Raw genomic sequence first — 16,607 nt, forward strand, 5'->3', positions numbered from 1 at the left:
ACGTGTCTGACTAATTCAAATCACTCGACGTGCCCGAAATAGAATAAAAACGGAAGAAAAAATGGTAGAAAATCTTTTTTACTATCTACCCATGCTGTAAAAAAGAATGAGTTTATTGGAGAATCTTCAAAAACATAGCCAGGCTAGAAAAAATCTGGCTATTAGTTATTTTTTGACCAGTTTTTAGACCTTGTTAATCATGGTGAAAAACGTCATTATGAAAAACAGCGTTATCGAACAGCAAAAGATAAGGATGAATTCAAAGGAATCTTGCATTCCAAGTGATTTATAACTTATAGACCCTTGAAGTATGAAATTCTTCGGTTTCAACCAAAAGAAAAAAAAGGAAAAAAGCGTGAGTAAGCAAGCAAGCTCTATACCTGCTGTTGATTTGGTTATTGTTATCGATACTAGTCCTTCGATGAAAGACCAAGCGCAAGCTTTGAGCAATGCTGCTGCAAGTGCGATCGCCAAAGCGAAATCTACTTGTCCATCAGATTTAAGAGTCGTTTGGTTGGGTATAGAAGGTACTTGGAAAGGTACAAACTTCGACCAAACTATTAGAGCTTATCTGACTCAAAAGAAGGTACCTGAATCCAAACTTCGGGGTAGAAAAAAAGGACAAGTTGCAGACGCAGGAGCGCAGGAAGATGCAGCTCGCGCCATTGAAGACATCTCAGATTACTTTGATTGGCGCAAAGATGCAGCACGAGCTATCTTTTATCTCGGCGATGAAGCACTCGAAGGGGGTGGAGGTAAAACAGAGCAAGAGGATGTGAAAGCTGCTAATTTGGCTATCCAAAAGGCTCAAGCAGCAGGAGTTACCGTTCACACCTACTTTGGAACTTCAAAGAGCAAACATCAAGAAGGTATCAAAACCGAATACGCCAGACTTGCAACCTCAACAGGTGGACAATCTTTTACGGATAGAGACGCTATCAGTGGTTTTAGTGAAGTCTTAGAAAAAGTTATCTGTGGTAGCCGCACAGCTAAAACTAATAAGCTCATACCAGGGGCGGTTTATATCCAAGATTGTGTCTCCAATGAATTAAGCAAACTTTATACTCTGGATTTAGCCAGAGGTAAAGCGACTTTTATTGGCGAGATAGTGACAGAGGTTTCTGACATTGCTTTTGTCGGTTCCCAACTTTATGGACTTGATAGGGATGGTGACAAGACTCGACTAGTTAAAATTGACCTGAATTCAGGTGATGCTACGGTAATTGGTGATATTGGCTTTGCCTGTGCTGGCTTAACATACAATCGCCAGCGTCAAAGCCTCTACGCCACAACAGCTAAACAACTGATTGCTATTAATCTGGAAACAGGTAAAGGTACGCCAGTAGTATCGGTAGCAAATAAAGACTACAACTGTGGCGAAGTTGCATTTGATGCTGATGGCAAAGCTTATATTACCTTGATTGGTTACGACAAGAAGAAGTTATTAGCAAGCTACAACCTCGATACAGGTGAAGTTAAAACGATCGGCGATATTGGCTTTCCTGCTCTTGCCAGCATGGAATTTGTTGGCGATGTTCTCTATGGCGTGACTGGTAAGTTTTTTAACTTAGGTAAAGACGGTCAATTAATCCGTATTGATACTACCACGGGTAAAGGAACTTTAGTTGCCACGACCGATCCTGTCGGTCGTTGGGCAGGCATCACTCTTTATGAACCAGCGACGGTAGTAACAACGGAAACCACCTCAGAAGTCAACTCAGACGAAAAATCTGAAACAACAAAAGAAGAAAAAACTTCTCAAGGTACACCAGCAGCAGTTTCTCAAGAAAGCAAAAGTATCAAGGAGGAAGATATGAGCATTTTAACAATTGATACCAAAAACAATTGTTATGTTATCAACCCCGACCAAATGAACCATCTGCAACAAAATGTTGCTACTTCCTTTACTTTAGAGAAAGGTACTTTTGATATCAAGATTACCGGCGGTCGCTACAGTTATGCCAAGGCGAAAACAGAGGGAGAACCTTTTGTCTTACTCTGGATCTATGGGGTTGATGGTAGGAAATTTATCAATAAAACCACAGGTTATGAGGTAGGTGCGACCTGGACAACCTTAAATGGATATAATGATCATTTGCAGTTAGAGGTCAAAGACAAAGCCGTTATCAACGCCTTGTTCTTTGATGTTAACAAGGATGACAATAGTGGTTCAATTGAGCTTTCAATTACCAGTAATAAGCCATTTTTCAATCCTCAAACTTTAACAGTAGACAGCAAACGCAATAGTTATGTACTGGATGAAAATACCCTGTCCAGTTTGAAGCAATCGGGCGCTAACTTCATTGAATTAAATCCCGGAAACTATCGCATCAAAATTCGTGAAGGCAATGCAACTTATTGGTCAGATAACAAGAAGTTTGAGCTAGAACCTTGGGCTTTACTTTGGGTCAAAGGCGGAAAATTTATTACAAAACTGACTGGCATCGAAGTTGAAGAAACTTGGTCTTCATTGAATGGTCTCAAAGATGAAATCGTTTTAGAGGTCAAAGAAAAAACTACCTTGACAGGTTTATTCTTTGACACCTACAAGGAAGATAATGAAGGACAAATTATTCTGGCAATCGAGCCAGTGAGTGCAACTGAACTGGCTGAGAACTATAAAAAGCAAGAGAATAATAACGTTACACAACAGAGGCAAGGACAGACTACTACAACCAGGACTGTTACAAACAGTGTGACAGTTATAGGTACAGGTGGATCCACGAGTCGTGAAGCAGTAGGTGCGAACAGCTCGACGGAGAATGTGACAAATATTCAAGGCACAGGTGCATCTGGTGGATCTGTCAGTCGTGAAGCAGTGGGTGCGAACAGCTCGACGGAGAATGTGACAAATATTCAAGGCACAACAGGTGCATCTGGTGGATCTGTCAGTCGTGAAGCAGTGGGTGCGAACAGCTCGACGGAGAATGTGACAAATATTCAAGGCACAACAGGTGCATCTGGTGGATCTGTCAGTCGTGAAGCAGTGGGTGCGAACAGCTCGACACAGTTCACCTTCCGCTTTAACGAAGACGAGTTCAAGAAAAAGTGGGAGGAGCAGTTACAGCAGATTGATGCATCTATCAAGGTAATAGATGAAAACGATGTAACACTGGAAGCTAAGTATTGGGATCAGCTCGAACAGTGGCTCCTGAAGAACTACGAGAAGCACTTTAAGAACCTGGCTGTAGAAGTGGCAAAAGTCAGGTTTACGATGGATGCCTATCAGGAGCAGATGGAGTTTAGTCTGAACCAGCAATTGCAAAGCTGGTCTAGCTACTTAGACAGGCTAGTAGAAGATAAAATCAACGTTGAGATCTCGAGGAGAATTAACCAGCAAATCAACCAGTACGTTGACCAAACCTTTGAGCAAAGGATACGTAACAACATTGGATTAATTATCAACAACATTTTAAATAAGCAGGAACTCAACCAGCACATTGATCGGCATGTCGATCAGCAAATCGACCAAATCTTCGAGCAAAAGATACGTAACAACATCGGATTAATTGTCAACAACGTTGTACGTAAGCAGGAACTCAACCAGCACATTGATCGGCATGTCGATCAGCAAATCGACTCCTCCTTCGAGCAAAAGATACGTAACAACGTCGAATTAATAATCAACAACCTTGTCAATAAGCAGGAACTCAACCAGTACATTGATCGGCATGTCGATCAGCAAATTGACTCCTCCTTCGAGCAAAAGGTACGCAATAACGTCAACCTAATTACTCAGAATATTGTCAACAATAATACTGACCTTGACCAGTACGTCAGCCAGCAAATTGACAACACTTTTGAGCAAAAGGTACAAAATCACAGAGATGTGATTACTCAGAACATTGTCAATAACAATGAGCAATTAAACCAGTACTTCGACCAGCGCTTACAGCACAGTGTCACCAGCAACACTGAAGTGAACAACCAGATTGTCAACTTAGTTGCCAACAGTACTGAAATTAACAATAAGATTTCCAGTCTGCGCAACGAGTGGAATCAGACATTCATCAATCTGGCAACACAGCACGTGGATGAACTGGGCAACATTATCGGCGGTACAGAGACATTCAACAGACTCATTATTCAGAAGCTTGTCAATAACAATACTGACCTTGACCAGTACGTCAGCCAGCAAATTGACAACACTTATGAGCAAAAGGTACGAAATCACATCTCTGCGATTACTCACAACATTGTCAATAACAATGAGGAGTTAAACCAGTACTTCGACCAGCGCTTACAGCACAGTGTCACCAACAACACTGAAGTGAACAACCAGATTGTCAACTTAGTTGCCGACAGCACTGAAATTAACAACAAGATTTCCAACCTGCGCAACGAGTGGAATCAGACATTCATCAATCTGGCTACACAGCACGTGGATGAACTGGGCAACATCATCGGCGGTACAGAGACATTCAACAGACTCATTCTTCAGAAGCTTGTCAATAACAATGAGCAATTCAACCAGTACATCGACCAGCGCTTACAGCACAGCGTCACCAACAACACTGAAGTGAACAACCAGATTGTCAACTTGGTTGCCAACAGTACTGAAATTAACAACAAGATTTCCAACCTGCGCAACGAGTGGAATCAGACATTCATCAATCTGGCTACACAGCACGTGGATGAACTGGGCAACATCATCGGCGGTACAGAGACATTCAACAGACTCATTCTTCAGAAGCTTGTCAATGATAATGAGCAATTCAACCAGTACATCGACCAGCGCTTACAGCATAGCGTCACCAGCAACACTGAAGTGAACAACCAGATTGTCAACTTCGTTGCCAACAGCACTGAAATTAACAACAAGATTTCCAACCTGCGCAACGAATGGAATCAAACATTCACCAATCTGGCTACACAGCACGTGGATGAACTGAGCAACATCATCGGCGGTACAGAGACATTCAACAGACTCATTATTCAGAAGCTTGTCAACAATAATATTGAGCTTGACCAGTACGTCAGCCAGCAAATTGACAACACTTTTGAGCAAAAAGTACAAAATCACATCTCTGCGATTACTCACAACATTGTGAATAACAATGAGGAGTTAAATCAGTACTTCGACCAGCGCTTACAGCACAGTGTCACCAACAACACTGAAGTGAACAACAACATTGTCAACTTCGTTGCCAACAGCACTGAAATTAACAACAAGATTTCCAACCTGCGCAACGAGTGGAATCAGACATTCATCAATCTGGCTACACAGCACGTGGATGAACTGAGCAACATCATCGGTGGTACAGACACATTCAATACACTCATTATTCAGAAGCTTGTCAATAATAATGAGGAATTCAACCAGTACATCGACCAGCGCTTACAGCACAGCGTCACCAGCAACACTGAAGTGAACAACAACATTGTCAACTTAGTTGCCAACAGTACTGAAATTGACAACAAGATTTCCAACCTCCGCAACGAGTGGAATCGGACATTCATCAATCTGGCTACACAGCACGTGGATGAACTGAGCAACATCATAGGTGGCACAGAGACATTCAACAGAGTTATTACTCAGAAGCTTGTCAATAACAATATTGAACTGAACCAGTACGTCAGCCAGCAAATTGACAACACTTATGAGCAAAAGGTACGAAATTACATTCCAGTGATTACCCAGAACATTGTGAATAACAATGAGGGCTTAGATCAGTACATCGACCGACGCTTACAGCAAAACGTAACCAATAACGTTGAAATTAACAACGAAATTGTCAACTTGGTTGTCAACAGTACGGAAATTAACAACAAGATTAATAACGTCTACAGAGATATTGACATCAAGATTGACAGCGTCCGCAACGAGTGGAATCAGACATTCCTAAATCTGGTGAGACAGTACGTTGATGAAGTGATCAACATAATAGGCGACAGAGACACATTCAACACTCAGGTCGCGAATATCATCAACATCAAAGTGGATGAGCTTCTCAACCAAATCATCAGAACCAAGAACGAATTGACTGTACTCATCAACAATTCAGACAGACAACTCTATGAGTGGACTCTGGGAGAACTCATGGCAATCAAAGGCTGCTTAACCGACCGTGAGGTTCTTGTCGAGATGCTAGTCACCTTTAGCGCTCAACTCAGAACCAAGCTGGATGGAACCGCCTGCGTGGACATCCAAACCATCAAGCCGTTCAAACCTGTGTTAGAGCCGAAGCAACAATCGCAGCAATTACCAGGAAGCAAATAACTAGACTTCAGCCCTGAAAGCTAAGTTAGCTCAAATTTGATGGTGTAGAGGTTGCGTTACTGCGTTGCTTTAACGCAACCTACTTCAATAAAACAAAAGTGAAAAAATTGACACAAAAAATGATTTACGGAATCGCTATTTGATTTTTTTCCTGACTATCTCGGTGCAATCACTCGGTTACGCAGCATATTTTAACAAGAACGTTGCTGAGTACCGTCATAAAAAACGAGGAGTCAAATACCAGGAACCAACTGTCTGAATTGTTACAGGAATTATTAACTATAAAATACTTCCTAAAGATATTTCAATCTGCACCTCTGGTCAATAAAAAATTACTTTGCGAGGGTCGGAAATACTACTTATGGCAAAAAAAAGATATTCATATGTTGGGGTATCAGTTTTCTTGGCTGTGTTGATCCCAACCCCCGTTTTGTCTGATGCACCATCTTATTTAATTGACAAACAGTTCAGGCATTTGAACAGTGAAAAAAAGTCTACAGAAGAGATAGGAGGACAGCCTCAGGTATCGTCTCATAAAAAACATAATCAAGTACAAGGGGTCAATGACCCCTCATCTAAGAAAAATAGTGTTTCAGGTGGAGGTACTGAAGGAGGGTCAAAACCAGCAGGAAGAAACAACCCATCATCTGGAGTGTTGAGTAATGAAGCTACACAAAATCCTACAAACAAACCCTCTGGATCTTCTGGAACAGGACAGACGAGTCAGCCCTTGCCCATACCTGGCGGAAACAATACATCGCCTTCCGGAAGAAAAATTGAAGCTACACAAAATTCTACAAATAAACCTTCTGGAGACCCTTCTGGAACAGGACAGACGAGTCAGCCCTCGCCCATACCTGGCGGAAACAATACATCGCCTTCGGGAAGAAAAGTTGACTCAGAGGATCGGACACCCTCGCCTGTAGAAAATACCTTGAACTCCCTTGTTAAAAATCCATTTATATCGCTGCCGTGGTTGCTCTTGCTGGGACTACTGGGTTTGCCTATATGGTGGTTCCGGAGACGTCGTCGTCAGCAGCAGGTCAACAAGTTCGTTGACCAAATCTTTGAGCAAAAGATAAATAACAACATCGGATTCATTATCAACAAGATTGCGGATAAGCAGGAATTCAAGGATTACATCGACCAGTATATAGCTCAGCAAATCGACCAAACCTTTGAGCAGAAGATAAGAAATAACATCCCATTAATGACTCACTACATTGTGAATGATAATGAGGAATTACAGCACTACATTGACCAGCGGTTACACTACGGTGTCATGAACAACGCTCTCATTAACAGTGAGATTATAAACTTCGTTGCTAACAGTACTGCAATTAACAATAAGATTAATAAAGTCTACAGAGATATTGACATCAAGATTTCGAGCATCCGCACCGAGTGGAATCAGACATTTTTAATTCTGGTTGGGCAGTACGTTGATGAACTAATCCATATAATAGGTGGCAAAGAGACATTTAACATCCTGATTGCGAATTTGATCAATGCCAAGCTAGATGAGCTTCTCAATCAAATCCTTAGAACCAAGAACGAACTGATTGTAATAATGAACAATGCAGACAGACATCTGTATGAGTGGACTCTGGGAGAACTCATAGCAATCAAAGGCTGCTTAACCGACCGTGAGGTTCTTGCCGATCAGCTCATTTCCTTCAGTGCTGAACTTAAAACCAAGCTCGATTGTACGCCCTGCGTAGATATCAACAACTTCGAGCGGTTCAGACCTATCTTGATAGATCACAAACAGCAAGAGCAGATTGCTGGTTCATAACTACGCGGAACGACGAGCAAGGCAATGTAATTCAGTTGCACTAACAAGTGTGAGCGATCGCATTCTGGCACTGCGCTTTTCGCAATCGCCATGCGCGGGCGCTGGCACCTGTGCGATCGCCAAAATCCCTGTTTACAAACGCAACGATTGGGCGATTGCTCTACATATTTTCTTCAATCGGCACGGGGTTGTACACCGTAAAGATGAACTAAAAGCTGCTAGTGCGATCGCACGGAGTGTCCGCAGTCATGCGATCGCTTATTGCCATATGTTAAAGGCAAAACTGGCAAACGCATCTAAATTTTGACAAAGTAGTACAGAGCAACTATATGGATAGTTAAATGAGCGATCGCCCTCTCATTTTCCCTTAAAATTGATTTTAATATTTAATTAATTTCAACTGTCTTAACTGTCCTTGCATTCTTATTAAAAAAGTGAGAATATATCGATAATTTAAAGCAATTTTCACGCTTAGCATTTATCAAAGTAGACATAAGTAGGTGGCGTAAATAAACAGAACTATTTTGCAATGGGTAAAGGGGCTTTATTCCAAGGAGAAAACCTTTATAAGGGAAAAGAGGAATGAGGAACTTTTACCATTTACCCTTGAACCTTGACCCAATTCTTACACCTTTTAATATGCACCCCTTTGCCCTTACAAAACGTTACATACTTCGTTGAATTGTGCCAATTTACTTATGTTGATATATGAAATGCCTTTGCCCTGGCTCTATGCCGAACTCACATTTTGATAAAAAGTTGATTGAATGACTCAAAGGCTTTGAAATAGAACTATGAAAAAACCCGGAAAACGTCTTATAGTTTGCTGTGATGGAACCTGGCAACAGTTAACAAGCCCTTACCCAAGCAATGTGGTTAAGCTGGCTCAATCTGTGAAACCAATTGCCAGTGATGGGGTTCCACAGATTGTGTTCTACGACGATGGCATTGGAATCGAGAGTCAAAAAGTTTTAGGCGGAGCCACCGGACTAGGAATCGATAAAAATATTGAAGATGGCTACCGATTTCTTAGCCTCAACTATGTTCCTGGTGACGAAATCTATCTGTTCGGCTTCAGTCGCGGTGCTTACACAGTTAGGAGTCTAGCGGGGATGATCTATTGTTCCGGACTCCTAAAGCGACCTTATGTCACCAAAACACATGAAGCTTACGAGCTTTATCGTCAGCGAGGTATTAAACCCAAGGATAAGACAGCAGTAGAATACCGTGAAATTCACGGCGGTCGCGTCCCGATCACCTTGCTCGGTTGTTTTGACACCGTCGGTGCCCTTGGTATTCCTGGGGTACCCGCTTTCAGGAAGTTGAACGAGCAACTCAATAAGCGCTACAGATTTCATGACACTACTTTAAATAAATGTATTGAGAATGCATTGCACGCTGTAGCGATCGACGAAATCCGCGAAATCTTTGACGTCACTCCCATGAAAAAGCATCCTGAAGCTGAAAATCAGCGGGTGATTCAAAAATGGTTTCCAGGTGCGCACGGCTGCGTTGGCGGTGGAACCGAAGAATACAGCGGGTTATCAGATGCTGCCTTACAGTGGATGATTGATTCCATCGGTAACCTAAAATTGGGGCTTGACTTAGATCCAAGTGTGATTCCGACAGGCATCAACCCCGATTATGAATGTGACTTTAAGAACGATGTTGGATTCTTTAAATTGGCAGGAATCAAGTTTCGTGAGGTCAGCGATGTTATTGAGGATCTTCATGAAAGCGCAATTTACCGTTTGAAAACCCGCAAGGACTATCGACCCAAGAATCTCGAAAAAATTCTTGACAAACTGAATTAATGCGATCTCTTGACATTTCCTCGCTTTTAGCAAAAGCTGGAGATTCTAGGTTGAACCACACTTACAGCGTTCTCTTGTAAGGTGGGCATTACTCACCAATGTCTCAAATGTCCATTACGCAAGCTTTTAGGGGCAATGCCCACCCTACAATTTGTAGTCTAATCAGTAAGGTGGGCATTACTCACCAATGTCTCAAATGTCCATTACGCAAGCTTTTAGGGGCAATGCCCACCCTACAATTTGTAGTCTAATCAGTAAGGTGGGCATTGCTCACTAATATCTCAAATGTCCATTAAGCAAGCTTTAGAGGCAATGCCCACCCTACAATTTGTAGTCTAATCAGTAAGGTGGGCATTGCTCACCAATATCTCAAATGTCCATTAAGCAAGCTTTAGAGGCAATGCCCACCCTACAATTTGTGGTGTAATTAGAGCGAAAAACGCTGTAATACATAATTTGAAAAAAGAAAGGTAAAGACAATTATGGCTGGAAAAAGAGACACATCTAAAGACGGGTTTGATAACAAACTTCAGACATTCCTTTTAACAAATTTTAAAGGTATTTGGGAAATTGTCCAAAGTAATGAATTTCTGAAACACAAAGTTAATAAAACTCTGATCAATAGTCTCATATACAAAATTCCTACTCGTCCTAATCCCTACAGTATGATGACTCTGGATGAGTATATTCCTGATACTAAAATTCCTAAGAAAACTGATACTTACACTTCCTGGGAATTACTTAATGATCGCACTTATATTGGACGACATTTACCGCCTGATCCAAAGTTGAACTCTGAGAAGAATCTGCCTAAAGTCGAAGATTTGGCGGTTTTATTTCGTAAAAGAGATGGTAAAACGATTTATTCTCCTAAATCAACTATGCTGTTTCCCTATTGGGTGCAGTGGTTTACCGATAGTTTTCTCCGCATCGATCACACTCAGGAAAAGAAATTAAAAAATACTTCTAACCATGAAATTGATTTGTGTAATGTTTATGGTTTAAACAGAAAACGAACACATCTTTTAAGAACCTTTCAAGGAGGTAAATTTAAAACTCAGAAACTCAAGCGCCAAGATGGTGTAGAAGAAGAATATCCCTTGTTTTATTATGCCGACCCAGCACAGGGTATAGTTGACCCTCAATTTGACGGTCTTTATGAACCCATTAATGATGAAAAAAGACTGCCTGTAGATAAAAAACAATATCTGTTTGCGATGGGAGTAGAACGAGCAAATGTGCAAATTGGCTATGTCATGCTCAATACTCTATGTATCCGTGAACATAATCGTCTTTGTGATGAATTAGCAAGCAATTATCCAGATTGGGATGATGAACGGCTCTTCCAAACATCAAGAAATATTCTCATGGCGATTATTCTAAAAATCATCATGGAAGAGTACATTAACCACATAACTCCCTATCACTTTAAGTTGTTTGCCGATCCGGAAGCTTTTGTGAAGGAAAGTTGGTATCGTCCCAATTGGATGACAATTGAGTTTGATTTTGTTTATCGTTGGCATAGTGCAATTCCTGAAACCTTTATCTATGACGGTCAACCAACCCATATTGCTACATCTTTGTGGAACAATAAGATGTTTATTGATAAAGGTTTGGGAGCATTAATGGAGGAAACTTGTTCCCAACCAGGTACAAGAATTGGTTTATTCAACACCCCTGATATATTGGTTGAGTTAACTGAGTTACCCTCAATCAGATTGGGACGACAGCTGCAATTGGCAAGCTATAACGATTATCGAGAAATGTGTGGTTTCCCCAGAGTGACCAAGTTTGAGCAAATTACTGGCGATGAATTTGCTCAAGAGAAACTCAAAGAATTATATGGTCATGTTGATAATATTGAGTTTTATGTGGGAATCTACGCGGAGGAGGTGCGGAAAAATTCAACTATCCCTCCCTTAGTCGCACGCTTAATTGGAATTGATGCCTTTTCTGAGGCGCTGAATAATCCTTTACTATCACCCACTATCTTCAATAAAGACACTTTTTCTCCTGTGGGTTGGGAAATTATTCAAAATACCAAGACAGTCTCAGATTTAGTGAATCGCAACGTTCCACCATCAGAGAAAAAGTACAAAGTCACTTTTGACCTTTGAGAGGATGTCTGAAAAGTTTGTGGACGGTATATTTTGTCATTCTGAGCGTAACGAAGTGGAGCGTTCGCGCAGCGTGTCCCCTTGGGACTCAGAATCCCTGTTTATCGTTAATTTTTGAGATGCTTCACTGCGCTGGCGCTCCGTGCCTCGCACAGCGAGGAGCTACGCTAACAGCATGACATTTTTGACTTCTCAGACATCCTCTAAGAGATTGCATTGTTTTTGGAGCGATTGGCAAGAGCGATCGCTCTGAACAATACTCCTCTTACTCTATAACCAAAGGGGAGATTTTTACATTCTTTCTTCTTGCTTGACGAATTCACCTGATTATTAATCCTCCTTTCTTAAAAAAAAATGAAACTATTTACCGAATACCCAGAAAAAGACGAAACCAAATATTGCGCTCTCATGAGCGAGCTAGTTAAAAAGAACATGGACAATCTTTACGGGGGTGATAAGAAAAAAATTGCAAAGAGAGATACCCACTCTAAAACCCACGCAGCTGTTCAAGGAACTCTAGAAATCTTTGACTTTGATGAAGCAGCAATTAAGCAGGAATTGAGCAAACGCACCTCATTAACTGAAGCTCAACTTAATGCCATTTCCCTAAAACAAGGTTTATTTGCAAAACCGAAACAATATCCAGTGTGGCTACGATTTGCTAGTGGTGCGTTTAGTGTAAAGAATGATTATGAAGGAGATACGCGCTCCATGGCGGTAAAAGTGATAGGGGTAGAAGGAGAACGACTACCGCAAAGTCACGAGTTCCACACCCAAGATATTATTGTCCACAATACCGAACTTTTTTTTATTAGAACCATCAAAGACTTCCACAGCTTTTTTACAGCGATTTATCGAGCAGGGCTGTCTCCGGTTCTTAAGCTGTTGGTGCTTTTATGGCTAACGTTGCATCCCTACGAATCAACACTTCTCAAAACCAGTTTCAAACGGTTTCCCAAGAGTTTGCTTACAGAACGCTATTGGAGTGCTTCAGCGTTTTCTTTGGGACTCAAATCTGATTTTGATCCATCCCAACCAGGTCGAGTTCCTGTGGAATATCCGGCTGTGATTAAATATGGATTTACTCCAGTTTCCACTCAACCACCTCATCAACCGCTTCCTTTAGAGTCCAGACCAGAAAGTGAGCTTCAGCGTGCCAAAACCTCAGGTTCAGAGGACAACTACTACCGAGAGGATATCATTCAAGCTTTAGCAAAGCCTGATGCTGAATATTGTTGGGATTTTCAAATCCAATTTCAAACTAGCCCAGAAATGTCCATTGATGATAGTACCATTGTTTGGAATGAAGAGGAATCACCCTTCTTTACAGTTGGTCGTCTGACAGTTAAGCATCAGACGGTTCATTCTCCCAAAGAAAATGACTTTGGGGAAGATCTCAGTTTTTCTCCTGGAAATGGTCTAGCAGTGCATCGTCCTGTCGGTGCGATCAATCGGTTACGCAGCATTGTTTATCCTATCGTTGCTAATAACCGTCACGAAAAACGAGGAGTCAAATACCAGGAACCAACTGTCTGACTTTTCACCATTAGTGACAATTTAAAAGCGACTAAATTTTGTCAATGCTTCCCGGCAAGCAACATAATTGAAACAATTGGTTTCCAATTGTTAAGACGTTTGGTGGCTTAAAGCGACAGTTACAACTTTTTGATAGTTAGCCCAAGTTGCGTTCAAGAACCTCACCCCCTGCCCCTCTCCGAGCTCGCGGAGAGGGGTGCCCGTCAGGGCGGGGTGAGGTGTAAGTCATGAATGCAACTTAGTATTAACGTGAGTTCTCAGAACCTCTCCCACCCAACCTCCCTCTCCTTGCAGGAGAGGGAGGAGCTACGTAAAAATGGGATTTTTAAGCCTCTCCCCTACAAGGGGAGAGGTTTGGAGAGGGGTCAAATCAGGATACATCTAACTCACGTTAGTATTAGCCCAAGAGTTTACAGCTATTTTCAGGTAAATAGACCACATTTGGCGTAGGGGCACAGCATTACTGTGCCCTTACAGTGTGGTTCAAATACGTGAAAACTGCTGTAATTTCTGGGTCAATTTCTGGAAAAGTATAGATCCGGGTCATGGATAGCCTTGCAGGGAAGGGGCTGGGGGGTTAGGTTTTTCGTTAATTTTGCGTAACCGCTTACCAAGTCAAATTGTTAAATTCACCAGACTTAACAATTCGTGCCAATTATCACCTAGCCAAGCAGTAGTTTTAGTGAGATGGGGCTGAAGTTTGTCCATGGCACAGGCAAACCCTTCAGCTTTCTTGGCATATTTCAAGGCTCGGTTTAATGCATCACCTATTTCATCTTTATCTGGCTGTGGCTTATTTAACTCCTCCTGTGCATCAGCAAAGGCATTGTCAATTTTACGACGGTCTGAGGTTTCTAACTTCACTAGTATTTCACGTAAGGCATTGAGTTCTGCTTGTATGTTGACGCTTGCAGGTGCGGGTAAACTGACTTGTTGAAAATTGACGTTTGCAGTGCTACTATCTCCCGTTATAATTGCGCTACCAGTGGCATTATCTCCAATAGAAACTGAACGGTTTTGTCCGCCTTTGTTGTCATTATTCATACCATTATCTTTATCAGATTTGACTGGATTTGTTGGCTGTACTGTCTGATAACGCCGTCGCCTAATTTTGATTGCTGGGGTTAAATATTCTGGAATCCCTTGCAAATCAATCGAGGTACAACCCATTTGAAAACAATCTTCATAATTCCTGAGTGCTGCTAAGGCAGTATAAAATCCGACGCTAAACTTAATCGCCGCCGTATCTCCAATCGCCTGATTCATCCCCACCACGCAATCAATGTATTGGTGAATTGCTGTGGCTTGTGATTCGCTGTAGCAGGCGTTGAGTAAAACACACTCAACCTGTGACTGAAACAAATCAAATAGCTTTGCCAGGGCTTGTGTACTGACAAGTTGCACGTGTCCAGAATTATCTTCCAAGGCTAATCCATCAGTACCAGAGCCATGTCCGGAAAAGTGAACAATTGTTGGTTGATGATTAGACAAAAAGCGGGTTAAATCATCCACTCGTACCGCAGATTCTGTGATGATTTGAAATTCCTCTCGATTTGGAGAGAGTTGCAGTGTGTTTTTGATTTCCCGCACTTCTTCATCTAGGCGCAAATGACTTGTGTTTTTAGGGTTGGCGGAGAGGATGAGGATTTTTTTCACGGTGTTATTTGATATGGTTTTTTATATGTGTTTTGGGAAAATACAGCGCAATTCAATTGGATGAAGTACAAATCAATACGGTTCAGTTAAGGATTTTAGTGGCATTCGTGTTCTCTGTAGAGACGCGCCATGGCGCGTCTCTACAATGTGGTCGTACTAAGAATTTTGGTCTTATCTGAACCGTATTGAACTACAAATGCATCTGTGTCCATCTGGAGGACACAGCCTTGCGGGGGTTCCCCCCGGTGTGGCAAGTGTCCGTTGTCCATCTGTGGTTCATTATTTCTTTTTGTACCTTAGCCAGTTGCAAACCGCTGTAAGTTGGTATTTGGAATTTTGATAGAAATTGAGTATGTATTTTTCTGGAAGATTGTAAAATATGCTGCTCAGTAGGTAATCGCACTGTTGTGGAGTTAAGGCGTCTCCTCCAAAGCATCGCGCAAGCGTAAACTTGTCAGTTGGCTAATTATCGCTGTTTAAAAAAAGTTCACTCCTCCTCCTCCTTCTCCTCCTTCAACTCAGGATGCCGCTGCTCGGCATGAACCGTTAAAACCTTCGTCAGCGATTCCACCTTACAATCGTTACTGGGACATTGTTGCGTAGCTTTCAGTGCCTGTCCCCACTTTTCCAGGTTCGCAGCGGCTTCGGCAATCGCTCTTAAGGCATTGGCTTTGCCAGGGGATTCCTGAATCTGGTTGGCAGAGTTGATCGCTCCCTCGAGCAAAGGAGCGGCTTTTTGGGGTTGGTTGAGCTTGCCATAGGCTTCGGCAATGGCTCTTAAGGCATCGGCTTTGCCACGGGATTCCTGAATCTGGTTGGCAGAGTTGATCGCTCCCTCGAGCAAAGGAGCGGCTTTTTGGGGTTGGTTGAGCTCGCCAATGGCTTCGGCAATCGCTCTTAAGGCATCGGCTTTGTATCGGGATTCCTGAATCTGGTTGGCAGAGGCGATCGCTTTCTCGAGCAAGGGAGCGGCTTTTTGGGGTTGGTTGAGCTCGCCAATGGCTCCGGCAATCGCACTTAAGGCATTGGCTTTGTTACTGGATTCCTGAATCTGGTTGGCAGAGGCGATCGCTCCGTTGAGCAAATCAGCGGCTTTTTGGGGTTGGTTGAGCTTGCCAATGGCTTTGGCAATGGCACTTAAGGCATCGGCTTTGGAAGGGGAATCCTGAATCTGGTTGGCAGAGGCGATCGCTCCGTTGAGCAAATCAGCGGCTTTTTGGGGTTGGTTGAGCTTGCCATAGGCTTCGGCAATGGCACTTAAGGCAAAGGCTTTGTAATAGGAAACCTGAATCTCGTTGGCAGAGGCGATCGCTCCGTTGAGCAAATCAGCGGCTTTTTGGGGTTGGTTGAGCTTGCCATAGGCTTCGGCAATGGCACTTAAGGCAAAGGCTTTGTAATAGGAAACCTGAATCTCGTTGGCAGAGGCGATCGCTCCGTTGAGCAAATCAGCGGCTTTTTGGGGTTGGTTG

The 16,607-nt window shown here is 42.4% G+C and carries 8 protein-coding genes; 6 read left to right on the forward strand and 2 right to left on the reverse strand.

Annotated elements, in window-relative coordinates; genetic code table 11:
• Positions 1-355 precede the first annotated feature (355 nt).
• The 6 genes from AACT52_RS20765 to AACT52_RS20790 all read left to right on the forward strand — a co-directional run bounded on the left by AACT52_RS20765 (position 356) and on the right by AACT52_RS20790 (position 13,482).
• A complete protein-coding gene (locus AACT52_RS20765; protein ID WP_143172834.1) occupies positions 356-6,220 on the forward strand; it encodes a hypothetical protein in 5,865 nt (1,954 codons plus the stop codon).
• Positions 6,221-6,581: 361 nt separating this feature from the next.
• Positions 6,582-8,015, forward strand: a complete 1,434-nt coding sequence (locus AACT52_RS20770) for a hypothetical protein (protein ID WP_073633165.1) — start codon at positions 6,582-6,584, stop codon at positions 8,013-8,015.
• Complete coding sequence (locus AACT52_RS20775) at positions 8,002-8,322, forward strand: hypothetical protein (protein ID WP_143172835.1); 321 nt, start codon at positions 8,002-8,004, stop codon at positions 8,320-8,322. Before AACT52_RS20770 ends, AACT52_RS20775 begins: the two co-directional genes overlap by 14 nt.
• A gap of 487 nt (positions 8,323-8,809) precedes the next feature.
• Positions 8,810-9,829: a DUF2235 domain-containing protein gene (locus AACT52_RS20780; RefSeq protein ID WP_073633167.1), complete on the forward strand. Its 1,020-nt coding sequence runs from the start codon at positions 8,810-8,812 to the stop codon at positions 9,827-9,829.
• A gap of 482 nt (positions 9,830-10,311) precedes the next feature.
• Entirely contained in the window at positions 10,312-11,946 is a 1,635-nt protein-coding gene (locus tag AACT52_RS20785) for a peroxidase family protein (protein ID WP_073633168.1), read from the forward strand.
• A 354-nt stretch (positions 11,947-12,300) separates the two neighbouring features.
• Positions 12,301-13,482: a catalase gene (locus AACT52_RS20790; protein ID WP_073633169.1), complete on the forward strand. Its 1,182-nt coding sequence runs from the start codon at positions 12,301-12,303 to the stop codon at positions 13,480-13,482.
• Between the two features lie 615 nt (positions 13,483-14,097).
• Here AACT52_RS20790 and AACT52_RS20795 read toward each other — a convergent pair.
• Positions 14,098-15,138 (reverse strand): CHAT domain-containing protein, encoded by a 1,041-nt coding sequence (locus AACT52_RS20795; RefSeq protein WP_073633170.1) that lies wholly within the window; start codon positions 15,136-15,138, stop codon positions 14,098-14,100.
• Positions 15,139-15,625: 487 nt separating this feature from the next.
• On the reverse strand, positions 15,626-16,607 hold a 982-nt coding region (locus AACT52_RS20800; RefSeq protein ID WP_443216662.1), incomplete at its 5' end, for a tetratricopeptide repeat protein.

The sequence above is a fragment of the Scytonema sp. HK-05 genome (assembly GCF_963872035.1).
Taxonomy (GTDB): Bacteria; Cyanobacteriota; Cyanobacteriia; order Cyanobacteriales; family Nostocaceae; genus Kalymmatonema.

Bases quoted from the DNA above. Each gene is read 5' to 3' on its own strand.
- AACT52_RS20785 (WP_073633168.1), top strand. From the start codon at position 10,312: ATGGCTGGAAAAAGAGACACATCTAAAGACGGGTTTGATAACAAACTT.
- AACT52_RS20780 (WP_073633167.1), top strand. From the start codon at position 8,810: ATGAAAAAACCCGGAAAACGTCTTATAGTTTGCTGTGATGGAACCTGG.
- AACT52_RS20790 (WP_073633169.1), top strand. From the start codon at position 12,301: ATGAAACTATTTACCGAATACCCAGAAAAAGACGAAACCAAATATTGC.
- AACT52_RS20770 (WP_073633165.1), top strand. From the start codon at position 6,582: ATGGCAAAAAAAAGATATTCATATGTTGGGGTATCAGTTTTCTTGGCT.